General features: G+C 62.0%; 9 protein-coding genes and 1 CRISPR repeat array. Of the genes, 7 read left to right on the forward strand and 2 right to left on the reverse strand.

Annotation, left to right across the window (positions count from 1 at the left end; genetic code table 11):
• The first annotated feature begins 260 nt into the window (after nt 1–260).
• The 7 genes from cas3 to cas2 all read left to right on the forward strand — a co-directional run bounded on the left by cas3 (nt 261) and on the right by cas2 (nt 8,356).
• Complete coding sequence (gene cas3 / locus FHS82_RS06595; RefSeq protein WP_208394112.1) at nt 261–2,498, forward strand: CRISPR-associated helicase Cas3'; 2,238 nt, start codon at nt 261–263, stop codon at nt 2,496–2,498.
• Between the two features lie 465 nt (nt 2,499–2,963).
• Nucleotides 2,964–3,638 (forward strand): type I-C CRISPR-associated protein Cas5c, encoded by a 675-nt coding sequence (gene cas5c, locus FHS82_RS06605; protein WP_428982482.1) that lies wholly within the window; start codon nt 2,964–2,966, stop codon nt 3,636–3,638.
• Nucleotides 3,635–5,404: a type I-C CRISPR-associated protein Cas8c/Csd1 gene (gene cas8c / locus FHS82_RS06610; RefSeq protein WP_166950071.1), complete on the forward strand. Its 1,770-nt coding sequence runs from the start codon at nt 3,635–3,637 to the stop codon at nt 5,402–5,404. Before cas5c ends, cas8c begins: the two co-directional genes overlap by 4 nt.
• Nucleotides 5,401–6,354, forward strand: coding sequence for a type I-C CRISPR-associated protein Cas7/Csd2 (gene cas7c / locus FHS82_RS06615; RefSeq protein WP_166950073.1), 954 nt, complete (start codon nt 5,401–5,403; stop codon nt 6,352–6,354). The genes cas8c and cas7c overlap by 4 nt, the downstream gene beginning before the upstream one ends.
• Entirely contained in the window at nt 6,354–7,025 is a 672-nt protein-coding gene (gene cas4 / locus FHS82_RS06620; protein WP_166950075.1) for a CRISPR-associated protein Cas4, read from the forward strand. Before cas7c ends, cas4 begins: the two co-directional genes overlap by 1 nt.
• Nucleotides 7,022–8,056, forward strand: a complete 1,035-nt coding sequence (gene cas1c, locus FHS82_RS06625; RefSeq protein WP_166950077.1) for a type I-C CRISPR-associated endonuclease Cas1c — start codon at nt 7,022–7,024, stop codon at nt 8,054–8,056. Before cas4 ends, cas1c begins: the two co-directional genes overlap by 4 nt.
• 9 nt (nt 8,057–8,065) lie before the next feature.
• Nucleotides 8,066–8,356, forward strand: coding sequence for a CRISPR-associated endonuclease Cas2 (gene cas2 / locus FHS82_RS06630; protein ID WP_166950079.1), 291 nt, complete (start codon nt 8,066–8,068; stop codon nt 8,354–8,356).
• Between the two features lie 205 nt (nt 8,357–8,561).
• Nucleotides 8,562–11,785: a CRISPR direct-repeat array (repeat unit 32 nt; unit sequence GTCGCTCCTCGCGTGGGAGCGTGGATAGAAAC).
• Between the two features lie 105 nt (nt 11,786–11,890).
• On the opposite strand, the gene FHS82_RS06635 is transcribed toward cas2, so the two are convergent.
• Both FHS82_RS06635 and FHS82_RS06640 read right to left on the reverse strand, forming a co-directional pair.
• Nucleotides 11,891–13,147 carry an alpha/beta hydrolase gene (locus tag FHS82_RS06635; RefSeq protein ID WP_166950082.1) on the reverse strand — a complete coding sequence of 419 codons (1,257 nt, stop codon included), beginning with the start codon at nt 13,145–13,147 and terminating at the stop codon, nt 11,891–11,893.
• Between the two features lie 44 nt (nt 13,148–13,191).
• Nucleotides 13,192–14,853 (reverse strand): alpha/beta hydrolase, encoded by a 1,662-nt coding sequence (locus FHS82_RS06640; protein WP_166950084.1) that lies wholly within the window; start codon nt 14,851–14,853, stop codon nt 13,192–13,194.
• Between the last annotated feature and the right edge of the window lie 344 nt (nt 14,854–15,197).

Here is a 15,197-nt window from a genome sequence, read left to right on the forward strand (position 1 = left end):
GAACATCCGGTGGCCAGATGGTCAGACCAGTATCTTGGGCGTGATGGGGCATGTCAAGCGTTTTTGCGGTCCGCCGCTTGTTCGACTCTCGATATGTTCGAATCCTGCTCAAGGCGCGGTGTCCTGTCCAAGTTGAAGCAGGAAAGAGTCTGGGTTCCGCGTTTTTGATCGAATTCTGGTCGGAAAGCGCTCTTAGAACGCATCCCGCGCAGATCGATATCGAAAACGCTCTGAAGCATGCTGCCAACTGAGAGAATGATATGATTTATTATGCACATACGGGAAAGAGGGCGGACAAGAGCGACTGGCAGATTCTGAGGGAGCATTCGCTGGCAGTTGCCAAGCTGGCGGAGGCAATGGCGGCGCGTCTGGGGCTCGCGAACGCGGCCCGTCTGGCCGGGCTGCTGCATGATCTCGGTAAGTACACGGCGGCATTCCAAAGACGCCTCGATGGCGCGCCTGAAGGGGTCGATCACTCGACGGCTGGAGCGCAGGCGGTTCTTTCGCTCACTTCGGGGCCGGACAGAAGCATCGCTGAACTGATTGCCTACGCGATTGCCGGTCATCATGCGGGCTTGCCGGACCGGCGAGGCGAAGTGCGCGGTACGTTGAACGACCGTCTCGATAAAGTTACTGTCCCTCCCGATCCCGCCTGGGAAACGGAACTGCTTCCAAATGCCGAAAAGCTTGTTCCGGAGTTTTTCTCACGTATCCGCAATCCGCATGCGGCGTTCCAGATCTCGGTTATCGGGCGGATGATCTTTTCCTGTCTCGTAGATGCCGATTACAGGGATACCGAAGCCTTTTACATGGCGCTGGAAGGGCGGCAGGCGGATCGTGAGTGGTGCGCTTTGCGGGCATTGCTTCCCGGTTTCCATGACGCTTTCGGCGCCTACATGGACGGGAAAAAGTCCGATACGCCATTGAATCGGCTGCGCGGCGACATCCTCGCCCATGTCCGTGCCCGGGCTGTGGAAAGGCCCGGCCTTTTCACGCTCACCGTGCCGACCGGTGGAGGCAAGACGCTTGCGTCGCTGGCCTTCGCGCTGGACCACGCACGGGCGCATGGCCACGCGCGTATCATCTATGCCATTCCCTTCACGTCGATCATCGACCAGACGGCGGCGATTTTTCGTGAGATCCTTGGGCGCGAGCATGTGTTGGAACATCACTCCGCTATCGATGAAGAGAAACACGGCCGTGAAGGGCCGCCGCAGCAACGGGACAAGTTGAAGCTCGCCATGGAGGACTGGGCTGCGCCCGTGGTGGTGACGACCAATGTGCAATTGTTTGAAAGTTTGTTCGCGGCGCGGCCGTCACGGGCGCGGAAGCTGCACAACATCGCCAACAGCGTCATCATTCTCGATGAGGCACAGACGATTCCGCGTCATCTGCTGACGCCCTGCATGCGAATGCTGGATGAATTGGCGCTGAACTACGGCTGCACCATCGTGCTCTGTACGGCGACCCAGCCTGCGCTGGATGAGCGCGACCTTCCCCACGGCCTGCCGCTCGCGGGCCGGGAACTTGCGCCCGATCCCAAGGGGCTCGCGGACAAGCTGTGCCGGGCGCGTATCCGGCATGTCGGCGATATGGATAACGATGCTCTCATTCGCGCGCTCCGGAACGAGCCGCAGGCGCTCGTGATCGTCAACAGCCGCAGGCATGCGTTTGAGCTTTACAAGGAGGCTGAGTCAGCGGGGATTGAAGGGCTGGTGCATCTGACGACACGCCAGTGCGCCACGCATCGGCGCCGCATTCTGGAAGAAGTGCGGGAGCGGCTTCGGCGTGAACTGCCGGTAAGGGTGATCGCCACGAGCCTGATCGAAGCGGGGGTCGATATCGATTTCCCAAAGGTGTGGCGCGCTGAGGCAGGGTTGGACCAGATCGTTCAGGCGGCCGGACGGTGCAATCGGGAGGGAAAGCGCCCAGTCGACGATAGTATCGTCAGCGTATTCCGCGCGCCCGATTATTCGCCGCCTGTCGAGATCGCCGGGTTGATCGGTGATATGCAGCGTATCATGGACGATCATCCGGATTTGCTTTCCGTCAATGCAATGCAGGCCTATTTCGCAGAAGTATACTGGCGGCTAGGTGAGGGCAGGCTGGATGAAAAGAAGATCTGTGAACGGTTCAGGATTGTGCGTGGCGGGACGGATTTTGCCTATCGCTCGGCGGCAGCAGATTTTCGCATGATCGAAAGCGGCATGGAGCCGGTGATCGTGGCTTTGGACGACGCTGCGCGCGAGGCTGTGGCTAGACTTGGCGTGCCGGATATTTCCTCCGGCACGATCGCACGTCAATTACAGAGCTACGTGGTGCAGGTGCCGCCGAAGGCGCGGGCGTTGCTGATTGCCAATAAGCAGGCTTACTTCGCGCATCCAGAGTTGCGCGGCGATCAGTTTGCGGTGCTGGGCAATATGAAGCTCTACCGGGAAGATGTTGGGCTGATCTGGGAGGATGCCGATTATCTGGCGATAGAGGATTTGGTTGTGTGATTGAAGGCGCGTAGCGGGCATGCCGACTAGCCCGCTACGCACGAGATCATTTGAAAAAACAAGTTTCTGTCCGCGTCCCCCGCATGGGATGACAAGTGCTATACCGTGCAGCTTGAGAGTGCGCTGTTTGCGCCGAGGTGTCGCCATGAATCGGATAAAGATTGTTTATAAGGTTACTTGGCCCAACGGAAAAATTTACGTAGGCAGTGATCTCACTGATTCCATTGCGTATTTCGGCAGTCCTCATACGCCATCAGTGGAGGCTGATTTTCCTACGCGCGAGTCGCGGCGGAAAATGTCTATTTGCCGTGAAATCCTGTGGGAGTCTGCTACGGCAAGTGACGCCGAGGTTCTCCGAAAAGAGAGGGAGTTCATCCGGCTCCTGGAGGCTAACAATCCGTCAATTGGCTACAACAAGCTACCAAAATACGTTCTTGCGAGCGGCTACGCAAAATAGAACAGGAGGTGTCGTTGGCTTATGGCATCAGACTCAGCGTCTCTGGCGACAACGCTTGTTTTACGAGGGCGGAACTAAAAGTGGAGCGTGTCAGCTATGATATTATGACTCCCTCAGCGGCGCGCGGAATTCTTGAATCTATACACTGGAAGCCGGCTATAAATTTTATTATAGACGCGATTCACGTCCTCAAGCCCATCAAGTTCCAATCCATTCGCCGCAACGAGGTCGGGCACAAGGCGCCGGCTGGCAAGATCAAGACAGCCATGAACCGAGGCAGCCTCGAAGGGCTGCAATTGCTGGTTGACGAGGAACGTCAGCAGCGGGCGTCCACCGTTCTTGTCGATGTCGCCTATGTCATCGAAGCGCATTTCGTGCTGACCGACAGGGCGGGCCCTGATGACAGCGTGGGCAAGCATCTCGATATGTTCAACCGGCGCGCCGCGCGCGGACAATGTTTTCACCAGCCTTGCCTTGGCACGCGCGAGTTCGCTGCCCGTTTCTCCCTGCTGCCGGCCGGTCAGCCGTTGCCGAAGGCCATCGACGAGACACGCGATCTCGGGCTCATGCTGTGGGACATCGACCACAAGGCGAAGGACCGCCCATCGCTGTTCTTCATGGCGCGGATGGAAAATGGCATCGTCAGGGTGCCGGCACCCGGCTCGCCGGAGGTCTTGCGATGAGCATCCTCACCTCGCTGGTGCAAGCCTATGACCGGCTGCCAGATGCGCCACCTTATCGCTTCTCCTCGGAAAAGATCGGTGTTTTGATCTCACTGGCCGGGGACGGGTCGGTGGTGCATGTCGTCGATCTGCGGGACGGGTCCGGCAAGAAGAAGCAACCGCGCCAGTTGCTCGTGCCGCAGCCGGTGAAACGCACGGCCGGTATCGCGCCAAACTTCCTGTGGGACAAAACCTCCTATGTACTGGGCGTGACAGCGGGGGAGGGCAAACGCACCGCCGAAGAGCATGCGGCTTTCGTCGCGAAGCATCTTGAAGCTTTGGACGGAGCAGACGACGAAGGGCTCAAGGCGCTCCGGCTCTTCCTGCAATCCTGGGCGCCGGAACAGTTCATCCCGCCGCGCTGGCTCGACGAGATGAGGGACCAGAACGTCGTCTTCGCGCTGGAGAGCGAGCGCCTGCGAGATATCCGCGTACACGACCGCCCTGCCGCGCGCGAGCTGTGGCGGGCTCTGTCGGGAGCGGGCGAGCGGGATGCGCAAATCTGTCTCGTCAGCGGCAAGCGGGGGCCGGTGGCGCGGCTTCATCCGTCCATCAAGGGTGTCTGGGGTGCGCAATCGTCCGGGGCGGCGCTGGTTTCCTTCAACCTCGACGCTTTCACCTCATACGGCCATGAACAGGGTGATAACGCGCCCGTATCCGAGGCGGCGGCCTTCGCCTACACGACGGTGCTCAACCGATTTCTGGAGCGCGACAGCCGGCATCGGGTGCAGATCGGCGATGCCTCCACCGTGTTCTGGGCGTGGTCCCCGGATGACGGCGAGGCGGCGGACGAGGCCGAGAGCCTGTTCGCGCAATTCGTCAGCGCCGCCGCCGACACGGCCGGCGACACGGACACGATCGGCGATCATCTCAGGCGTATCCGCAAGGGTGAACGGCTTGACGATATCGAGCCCAGGCTGGCCAAGGGCGTGCGTTTCCATGTGCTGGGCCTCGCGCCGAATGCTGCGCGCCTGTCCGTGCGCTTCTATTACGAGGACGATTTCGGCACGCTGACGAAGCATTATCAACAATATCTCGCCGACATGCATATCGTTCCGCTGCCGCGCGAACCCTACATCGGCGTTTGGCGCTACCTGTCGGAACTCGCCGTGCAGAACAAGCGCGAGAACGTGCCGTCCAATCTCGCCGGGGAGTGGATACGCACGATCCTCGCCGGCACCCACTATCCGCTGACGCTGCTGTCCACCACGCTGATGCGCATCCGCGCCGATGGCGACGTCAACGCCTATCGCGTCAGTATGATGAAAGCGGTGATCTGTCGTAATTTCAACATGGAGAAGGAGGCGCCCGTGGCGCTCGACCCGACGCATCAAAACCGGGGTTACGTGCTGGGACGGCTCTTCGCCGTCTACGAGCAGATCCAGAGGGCGGCGCTTGGCAACAACGTCAACGCCACCGTCAAGGACAAGTTCTACGGCTCCGCCTCTTCTCAGCCGCGCAAGGTTTTTTCCATTCTGGACAGCGGATCCGCCAATCATCTGTCGAAACTTGGCAAGAACAAGCCGGGGTTGCGGGTCAACCTTGAAAAGAAGCTGGGCGAAATCATGGGGCTGATGCAGCCGGGAGGCGATCCGTTCCCCAATTCATTGTCGCCCGAGGAACAGGCCCTGTTCGGCCTCGGCTATTACCACCAACGCAATGAATTTTTCAGCAAGGCCGTCGACGCCGCTGAAACCGCCACCGAATCCGCAGAGGCCGCACAATGACCGTTCTTGCCAATCGCTACGATTTCGCCTTCATCTTCGACGTCGCCAACGGCAACCCCAACGGCGATCCGGACGCCGGCAACCTGCCGCGCATCGATCCCGAGACCAGCAAGGGGCTGGTGACGGACGTCAGCCTGAAACGCAAGATCCGCAACTATGTGGAACTGGCGCGGGGTGGGCAGGACGGCTTCCATATCTATGTCGAGGAAGGCGCCATCCTTAACGACAAGCACCGGCAGGCCTATCGGGCGCTGCGTCCCGGCGATGCGAAGGTGAACAAGGATGCCAAGCTCAACCCCAAGGACGACGCGGAGGCGAGAAAGCTGCGCGATTTCATGTGCCTGAACTTCTTTGACGTGCGCACTTTCGGCGCTGTCATGTCCACCGGCATCAACTGCGGGCAGGTGAAGGGGCCGGTGCAGCTGACGTTCGCGCGGTCCGCCGAGCCGATCATGCCGCTTGAAATCTCCATCACCCGCATGGCCGCCACCAACGAGGCGGAAAAGAAACAGCGGGCCGAGGGCAGCGAGGAGGGGCCCGAGCGCGTCGACAACCGCACCATGGGCCGGAAATACATCGTGCCCTACGGCCTCTATGTTGCGCACGGCTTCATCTCCGCCAAGTTCGCGGAACGCACCGGCTTTTCCGAGGCCGACCTCGACCTGCTGTTCGAGGCGCTCGCCAATATGTTCGAGCACGATCGCTCGGCGGCGCGCGGTGAAATGGCGGCGCGCCGGCTCATTGTGTTCAGGCACGACAGCGCGCTTGGCAACGCACCCGCCCACGCACTGTTCGATCGCATCGAGATCGGACGCAACGTGGAAGGTGAGTTCAAGGCAATCGGCAATAATCCGGACACCCTGTCGCCCGCCCGCGCCTTTTCCGACTATATCATCCGCGTCGATCAGGACAGTTTGCCCGCGGGGGTTGAGATCATCGAGAGGCTGTGATGGTGCCTGCCGCGGCGCATGACACGGGGGAGGCGGAGCCCATTCCGCTTTCCGCTCTCCAGCATGCAGTCTATTGCCTGCGGCAGGCGGCGCTCATCCATCTGGAGCGGCTGTGGGCCGACAACCGGTTCACGGCGGAAGGCGATGTCCTGCACGCCGTGGCGGATAAAGGCGGTTCTCGCAAGGCGCGCGGGGTTCGCCGCGTGATGGCGTTGCCGCTCGCCTCGGAGCGGTTGAACATCGCAGGCGTCGCGGACATGGTCGAGTTTCATGCGGGAGAGGGAGTGGAGACTCCCTTTCCCGTCGAATACAAGCGCGGCAAGGCCAAGCTGCATCGGGCCGACGAGGTGCAACTCTGCGCGCAGGCGCTCTGCCTTGAGGAAATGACCCGCAGGAACGTGCCGGAGGGCGCGCTCTATTACGCCGAAACGAAACGGCGGGTCGTGGTGCCGTTCGATAGTGCGTTGCGGGACTTGACGCGACAGACCATCGACGCGCTCGCGGAGGTCTTTGCGTCGCGCCGCACTCCACCGCCGACTCCTCATCGCTCCCGTTGCCGGGCTTGTTCGCTGATCGATCTGTGTCGCCCGGACGCGGTTGTGAAGCCGGTCAAGGCGTGGCGCGATCGCATGGTGACCACACTTTTGTCTGAAACGGGGGAGCTTTCATGAAAAAGCTTCTCAATACGCTCTACGTCACCACGGAAGGCGCATCGCTCCGCAAGGACGGCGAGAACCTGGTGGTGGAGGTGGAAGGCGCCGAGCGCGTCCGCGTGCCGCTGCACATGCTCGCTTCCGTGGTGATTTTCGGCGCGATCTATCTATCGCCGGCGCTGATGGCTGCCTGCGCAGCGGCGGGCATCACACTGGTTCTGCTGGAGCGCAATGGCCGGTTCCAGGCCCGCGTGGAAGGGCCGGTGAGCGGCAATGTCCTGCTGCGGCGCGCCCAATACAAGGCTTCCGATAATCCAGAAGACGTAGTGCGTTCGATCGTCATCGGCAAAGTGTCCAACCAGCGCGCGGTGCTGATGCGTGGCTTGCGCGACTATGGCGACACGTTCGATCCTCTGGCCCGCGACCGCATCGTCGGCGTTACCGGGCGCCTGGCCCAGATCATCCGCCGCGTGCAGAGCGTCGACGATACGGTCGATCTCATGCGTGGATCGGAAGGGGAGGCGGCCAACCTGTATTTTTCGGTGTTCGACCACCTGATCCGCTCGCCGGATGAGGAAATGCGCTGGCGGGGCCGGTCGCGCCGTCCGCCGCTCGATCCCGTCAACGCGCTGCTGTCTTTTCTCTACACCCTGTTGACGCATGACTGCCGCAGCGCCTGTGAAAGCGTGGGGCTCGATCCGGCCGTGGGCTTCCTGCACCGTGACCGGCCGGGCCGCCCGAGTCTGGCACTGGATCTGATGGAGGAGTTGCGCCCCGTCCTGGTCGACCGGCTGGCGCTGTCGCTGGTCAATCGGCGCCAGTTGCGGGCAGGCGATTTCGAAAAGCGGGACGGCGGGGCGGTGATCATGTCGGACGAGGCGCGCAAGACTGTGCTGACCGCCTGGCAGGAGCGCAAGCGGGAGGAACGGCAGCATCTCTTTCTGGACGAGAAGACACCGCTCGGGCTGGTACCTTATCTGCAGGCGCAACTGCTGGCCCGGCATCTGCGGGGAGACATCGACGCCTATCCTCCATGGTTCTGGAAGTAGGGCGTTCTCATGATGGTGCTCGTGACCTACGACGTCAAGACGACCGAAGCAGGAGGGGACGCGCGCTTGCGCGCTGTAGCTAAAGCCTGCCGGGACCATGGACAGCGTGTACAATACTCGGTCTTCGAGATCGAAGTGGATCCCGCTCAATGGACGAAATTAAAAGCCCGGCTCGAGAGCATTATCAAGCCGGAACTCGACAGTCTGCGCTATTACTATCTGGGTTCCAACTGGCGGCGAAAGGTGGAGCACGTCGGCGCCAAACCCGCGACCGACCTTGGCGGAACGCTGATCGTCTGATCCCCCGCAAGCCCAGTTGCCCAAACTGCGCGAACCCCAAGCATGCCGCACAACACCGGGATGTTCGCACAGAAGGTAACAAACTGGAATCATTGATACTCTCCGATTCCATCGCCGGCAATCCTTCAGTAAGCACCTAAAAAATCACACGTCCGCACTACGAGCCACAGTTCCTTTCCCGTAACAATCTGCTAGGCAGAGGGGCGTCGCTCCTCGCGTGGGAGCGTGGATAGAAACGCCACCACGTCTGTCGCGACGTTGAGCATCTCGGTCGCTCCTCGCGTGGGAGCGTGGATAGAAACCAGCGCGACTGGAGCGTGGTCGCCGACGAAGTGCAGGTCGCTCCTCGCGTGGGAGCGTGGATAGAAACGGAGCATGTCTGCTCGACCGGCTCGTGGTCAGGGGTCGCTCCTCGCGTGGGAGCGTGGATAGAAACGGCATTTAGCGGGGGCTCGGAGGCAGTCAAGCGCTGTCGCTCCTCGCGTGGGAGCGTGGATAGAAACTGGGGCCCTTGACTCTTTCACTTCTACCGGGAAATGGTCGCTCCTCGCGTGGGAGCGTGGATAGAAACGGCGATGGCACGTATCGCAAGGCTGGCGCGATCGGTCGCTCCTCGCGTGGGAGCGTGGATAGAAACGTCGGCGGGGGCGTCTACCTGCCGCCGACGGTGGGTCGCTCCTCGCGTGGGAGCGTGGATAGAAACAACGCCGGCGGTCATGGAAGGCGACGACCGGTACGTCGCTCCTCGCGTGGGAGCGTGGATAGAAACTCGTGGCACCGCCTTAATGACGGCGACGTCTATGAGGTCGCTCCTCGCGTGGGAGCGTGGATAGAAACACCGAATCTCACCTCGGCCACACCCTCGCCGTCGGTCGCTCCTCGCGTGGGAGCGTGGATAGAAACCCGGACGCGGCCAGCAACCGCAACGCACCGGATGTCGCTCCTCGCGTGGGAGCGTGGATAGAAACCCATCGCACCTTCGTCGTTGCGATGGCGGTACCGGTCGCTCCTCGCGTGGGAGCGTGGATAGAAACTTCTGCCGGCGCGGGAATGCCGGTCACGGCCGCGGTCGCTCCTCGCGTGGGAGCGTGGATAGAAACTTTGTGGTGCTGACGGTTAATGCGGCTCTGGCATTCGTCGCTCCTCGCGTGGGAGCGTGGATAGAAACGAGTTTGGCGGCATCGTTTGGGAAAACTACGGCGCGTCGCTCCTCGCGTGGGAGCGTGGATAGAAACCCGCTGCCCAGGACGCGAGGCATCGTCGAGCCTTGGGTCGCTCCTCGCGTGGGAGCGTGGATAGAAACAGTGACCAGGTGCCCACAGGCCATGACATTGTCGAAGTCGCTCCTCGCGTGGGAGCGTGGATAGAAACAGATCGAAGAAGAACAGATCAGCTAGATCACCAACGGGTCGCTCCTCGCGTGGGAGCGTGGATAGAAACACATCCTCAACGCCTGCAGATGGCATTGCCTCGAGTCGCTCCTCGCGTGGGAGCGTGGATAGAAACATGAGCAGCGCGTCGGCCTCGGCCCGGTAAAACGTCGCTCCTCGCGTGGGAGCGTGGATAGAAACGCGCACAGCATCTGATGCCATATAACCCATTGAGTCGCTCCTCGCGTGGGAGCGTGGATAGAAACTACAGTGAAGGCACCCATGTACCGCTCACCGCTCTGTCGCTCCTCGCGTGGGAGCGTGGATAGAAACGCTTTCGCGGCGTTTGACCAGCCCGTTGACGCGGGTGTCGCTCCTCGCGTGGGAGCGTGGATAGAAACACGACCGCGTTGATCGTCAGTGGGTCGGCGGTCGGTCGCTCCTCGCGTGGGAGCGTGGATAGAAACCCGGTCAAGGCTGCGATAGTCGAAGCGAAAAGCCGTCGCTCCTCGCGTGGGAGCGTGGATAGAAACTCGACGAAAGGGCCGGCCGGGTCCGGCTCGGGTGGTCGCTCCTCGCGTGGGAGCGTGGATAGAAACATCATGCGGATCATCTCGTGAGTGGCAGCTGGGATGTCGCTCCTCGCGTGGGAGCGTGGATAGAAACACGAACATGAGCGCGCCGGGCGACCTGCTTTGCCGTCGCTCCTCGCGTGGGAGCGTGGATAGAAACTTTCCTCCTTACCGCGCGCTTCGGAGGCGTATGTCGCTCCTCGCGTGGGAGCGTGGATAGAAACCGCGCCGCTGCGTCGATTGCCTCCAGCAATCCGGTGTCGCTCCTCGCGTGGGAGCGTGGATAGAAACCAGTTTGGGGTTGGACCCGGCGTCATCTCTTTCACGTCGCTCCTCGCGTGGGAGCGTGGATAGAAACATCCTGCGGATCATCTCGTGAGTGGCAGCTGGGAGTCGCTCCTCGCGTGGGAGCGTGGATAGAAACCGCGATCGCTGCGTCGCTGCAGCCGTGCCCGGCCGCGTCGCTCCTCGCGTGGGAGCGTGGATAGAAACCGCATTGTTCGGCCCACGGCTTGCGAAAGGCGATGGTCGCTCCTCGCGTGGGAGCGTGGATAGAAACCTGTGGTCATCCGACGGCTGGCTGACGGCGTTGGGTCGCTCCTCGCGTGGGAGCGTGGATAGAAACGGGACCGAGGTCGAGGGCCGATCGCGCGTCGTGGGTCGCTCCTCGCGTGGGAGCGTGGATAGAAACGAGGTCTGGCACTCGCGATCCGTCGCACCACCTGGTCGCTCCTCGCGTGGGAGCGTGGATAGAAACATGCTTCCGTCGCCTCCATCGGCACCAGCGTCATGTCGCTCCTCGCGTGGGAGCGTGGATAGAAACAACGATCAGCCGCGAGGGTTCGCGTACCTGGCGACGTCGCTCCTCGCGTGGGAGCGTGGATAGAAACTGATCTCGCTGGTGAACAAGAACACGAACGCCGGTCGCTCCTCGCGTGGGAGCGTGGATAGAAACCGGCTCTGCCCTCATCGCCCGCCCCCGCAACCGCTGTCGCTCCTCGCGTGGGAGCGTGGATAGAAACGGGGCGAGAATAACCGTTGGCGCGGTGGATTTTGGTCGCTCCTCGCGTGGGAGCGTGGATAGAAACGCGCTCAACCACGGCGGCGGCGGCGGGCGCTGGGGTCGCTCCTCGCGTGGGAGCGTGGATAGAAACGCAAATGGCCCTCTCTCTAGGGGCCAGCTCGTCTGTCGCTCCTCGCGTGGGAGCGTGGATAGAAACGTCACGGGATTTGCCCCTCTTGCCAGCGCGGTAGGTCGCTCCTCGCGTGGGAGCGTGGATAGAAACAGCTCTCCCGACGATCCCACCATGCTCAGCCCCGGGTCGCTCCTCGCGTGGGAGCGTGGATAGAAACCGTGAATGGTGCAACGAAGCCGGACTTCCGCATTGTCGCTCCTCGCGTGGGAGCGTGGATAGAAACGACAGGACGGCGGCCCGGGATCGTGCGGCAGAACTGGTCGCTCCTCGCGTGGGAGCGTGGATAGAAACCGCCGCATCAGCGGCAGCCCATTCGGCCAGCGTTGTCGCTCCTCGCGTGGGAGTCTTATCGTACCGCATCGGAAACCTCGTAACGTATCCCGGTGCCGGGAGCGATCATCTCGCGGGATCGGCGGTCCCGATTGCGTTCTTGCGGATAATCTGCCCGAACAGCTCCGCCTGTTCCCTGGATGCCGTGTCGGCATCGGCGACGACGGCGGAAAACTGCAGGAAGCTGTGGCCAAGCGAGGGGTAGTTCTTGTACCTGACCGGCACACCCTCCGCTTCCAGCCGTCCGGCGAAAGCGCGGCCTGAATCGCGCAGGATATCGAAGCCCGCGGTGGAGATGATCGTCGGCGGCATGCCCCTGAGGCTTTGCGCCCGCAGCGGGTCCATGAGGTCATCCACCCTGAGATCGCCCGTTCTTTTTTGGTCCAGATAAATGGGGAACACGCGCGGCAGGATGAAGTCGATGAAGGTGCTATCAAGCCCGTAGCCCTTTCCGAACAGCTTGAAGGACCTGTCCTCGACGGGCATGCCGGTGCCGGGATAAAAGAGCAGCATGGCTGCCGGACCCGGCCTGCCGCCGATCAACTGTCGCTGGGCGATGTTGATGGCGATGTGCCCGCCGGCGCTGTCGCCGCCGACACCGATGCGGGCCGGATCGCCGCCAAGGGAGGGCGCGTTGGCTCTCACCCACAAGAACGCATCCTCGCCGTCATCGCTTGCCGCGGGATACGGATGCTCGGGCGCAAGCCGGTAGCCGACCGATACGACGATGACCTTCGCCTGACTGGCGATGAGCCGGCAGACCCGATCAGTTGCCGCGATGCTGGAGAATATCCATCCCCCGCCGTGATGGAAGACAAGCAACGGAAGCGGATCATCCGCCTCGACTTCAGGATGATAGATGCGGATCGGGGTCGGACCGCCGCGACCGACGATCTCGCGGTCCGCCACGAGGCGCATCGGTTCCGTCGCCTTCGTATACAACAGCCATACACGGTCGATCTTGTTGCGCACCCAGGCGCGGCCCAGCGAGGTTGCATAGACCGCCTGCATGGCGGGCATAGCCAGTCCGGATACGGGGCGCGTCTGCTCCATCATGTACTGGAGCTTGGGATCGAGTCTCTGCCCGTCCACGATTTCCGGCTGGCCCCGGAGCCGGGCGGCGAACCAGTGATCGGGCTTCGAATAGAGGGCGAGTTGTTCAGCCTCCTTGCGCGTGGGCCGGAACGGCTCGGCCGGGACGATATCGTACCTGAACCATGCAAGTGCGGCGGCAACCGCGAGCGCCGACAAGCCCGCGACAGACAGCAGAGCGACCCAGACGAGGCCCGGAAGCAAACCCGCAATGCCTTCAATAGCACTCATGACGACACTCTCCGGCTACACGTACTGGGCAAAACGGGTTGCGATCATCGATGGGACGGCGTTGCCACCGCCAGGTGCTTCTTGAGACGATCGATCCCATCGGGGGACCAGCCCCTGTCGCCGATGAGGGCGATCCATGCGTCGAGATAATGCGCTGGCGCATAGAGGTGGCCGAAGCCGACGGGCGTCGTCGGGGTCAACGCCATGTCGAGTGCCAGCTGCAGCATGGTGATGACCGGATACCACCTCAACTCGGGCGAGACATCGGGCCCGCGTGGCGCGTCCATCCAGGCCGGACGGCGATACAAATCGTGATAGTCGAAAAAGGTGATCGGGTCGCTCGCGTATTGCAGATAGACTATCCGGATCGGTCCCCAGTCCCTCCCGGTGCCCGGCGCCGCTCCCTTCTGGTTCATGAAACGCACGAACGATCCGTCGCGGAACACGGGTAGCCATGAGGCGGAGCCCGCGTTGCGGTCATCCGTGATCCGGCGCCATACCTGGCTCTCGAATGGTGGGCCGCTCCAGAGCGCGCCATTAATGGGATCGCCGATCATCTCGAAGAGCGCGGCTGACCGTTCCGAGTTCATCGCGCCAAGGCTGAGACCCTGCAGGTAGAGAAGCGGGCGGCTGTCGCGGGGCAGGGTGCGCCAGTGTTCATAAACGGCGGCGAACAGGGCACGCGCGCTGTCGAGGCCGTATTCAGGCTGGATCAGAAGAGACAGGGGACTGTGAAGATAGGAATACTGCATGGCGATGCTGGCAACGTCGCCGTGCAGCAGATATTCGAGGCTGTCGATAGCGGACGAGTCCACCGAGCCGGCGCCGGTCGGTGTGATCACGACCAGCACGGAGCGGTCGAAGGCGCCCACCCGTTTCATTTCGGCCAGCGCGATCTGGGCGCGCTCCCTCGGGGTCTCCGCCGCACGCAAGCCCACATAGACACGAATTGGATCCTGCGCATCCCCGCCCGCCAGAGCGCTGATGTCGGCGGCCCGCGGCCCTGATCCGATATAGTTCCGGCCTGTCCGCCCGAGCGCGTCCCACCGCAGCAGGGATTCGGCGCTGCCTGTGCGCAGGGGCGACGATGGCGGCGGGATCGTCGGCTCGATGAAAGCGTCGAGTTGCTCGAACGACCTGTCAAGTCCATTGAGCACGCCCCTCAGGAGCACATTATTGCCCAGGGACCATACCAGAAGCGCAGCGAAGGCCATGCTGATGACATTCGATACGCGACGCGGCACGACACGCTCGACACGCGCCGACACGAACCGGAATATCAGCTGGAACAGGCGTGCCAGCATCAGCAGGAACAGAAACGTGACGATGGCGATGGCGCTTACAAGGAAGGGATGACCAGTCGTCAGCGGGGGAAGTTCCATCAGTTCGCGGATGGAGTTCTGCCAGTCCGCGGTACGCCCCAGAAAAACGAGGGCCACGGCGATGCAGCCAGCAATCACGAGCACGGTGCAAACCGACGCTGCCCGCCCCCGCAGTTCGGGCAACTCCATGTATCGCCGGAGCCAGCTCAGGAACGCGCCTATGCCGTAACCCACCGCAAAGCCGCTGCCCGAGAGCACGCCCTGCGTGGCAAAGGTGCGCGGGATAAGCGATGGCGTCAGCGCCATGGCGAAGAACAGGGTTCCCAGAACGAGGCCGGGAACGGACAATGAGTGCCAGAGCCTGACAAAGGGGGAGGGTTTCATGCCGCCTTCTCTCGCGCGAGACCGAAGCACCGTGCGTAGCACGATCCTTCATGGTGGAATCTCATTATCTGTCTTCCTGCAAAGCCGGCGCGAAAAACCGGACTCGCAACGCAATGGCACGATTGTCATCGCCAGTGCGAGCCGGAAGAGATTCCATCGGGGCCGGCGTGAACCTCACCGCCTCTCGCCGGGGTACTGCCGCCGGGACGCGAGCCGGCTCCGCTGAAACTGCGTCAGCTTGTTAATACTATATAATGGCTTGCTGTGAATATTTATTTTATGTAGTTATTCCAATGATAGCCAATATATAGGCTGACATACGTGGATGCCGAATTGAGGTTGAG

Source organism: Pseudochelatococcus lubricantis, assembly GCF_011762225.1.
GTDB lineage: Bacteria > Pseudomonadota > Alphaproteobacteria > Rhizobiales > Beijerinckiaceae > Pseudochelatococcus > Pseudochelatococcus lubricantis.

Excerpts from the sequence above, each read along its gene's own strand:
- cas3 (WP_208394112.1), top strand. The coding sequence starts at position 261 with ATGATTTATTATGCACATACGGGAAAGAGGGCGGACAAGAGCGACTGG.
- cas8c (WP_166950071.1), top strand. The coding sequence starts at position 3,635 with ATGAGCATCCTCACCTCGCTGGTGCAAGCCTATGACCGGCTGCCAGAT.
- cas7c (WP_166950073.1), top strand. The coding sequence starts at position 5,401 with ATGACCGTTCTTGCCAATCGCTACGATTTCGCCTTCATCTTCGACGTC.
- cas4 (WP_166950075.1), top strand. The coding sequence starts at position 6,354 with ATGGTGCCTGCCGCGGCGCATGACACGGGGGAGGCGGAGCCCATTCCG.
- cas1c (WP_166950077.1), top strand. The coding sequence starts at position 7,022 with ATGAAAAAGCTTCTCAATACGCTCTACGTCACCACGGAAGGCGCATCG.
- cas2 (WP_166950079.1), top strand. The coding sequence starts at position 8,066 with ATGATGGTGCTCGTGACCTACGACGTCAAGACGACCGAAGCAGGAGGG.
- FHS82_RS06635 (WP_166950082.1), bottom strand. The coding sequence starts at position 13,147 with ATGAGTGCTATTGAAGGCATTGCGGGTTTGCTTCCGGGCCTCGTCTGG.
- FHS82_RS06640 (WP_166950084.1), bottom strand. The coding sequence starts at position 14,853 with ATGAAACCCTCCCCCTTTGTCAGGCTCTGGCACTCATTGTCCGTTCCC.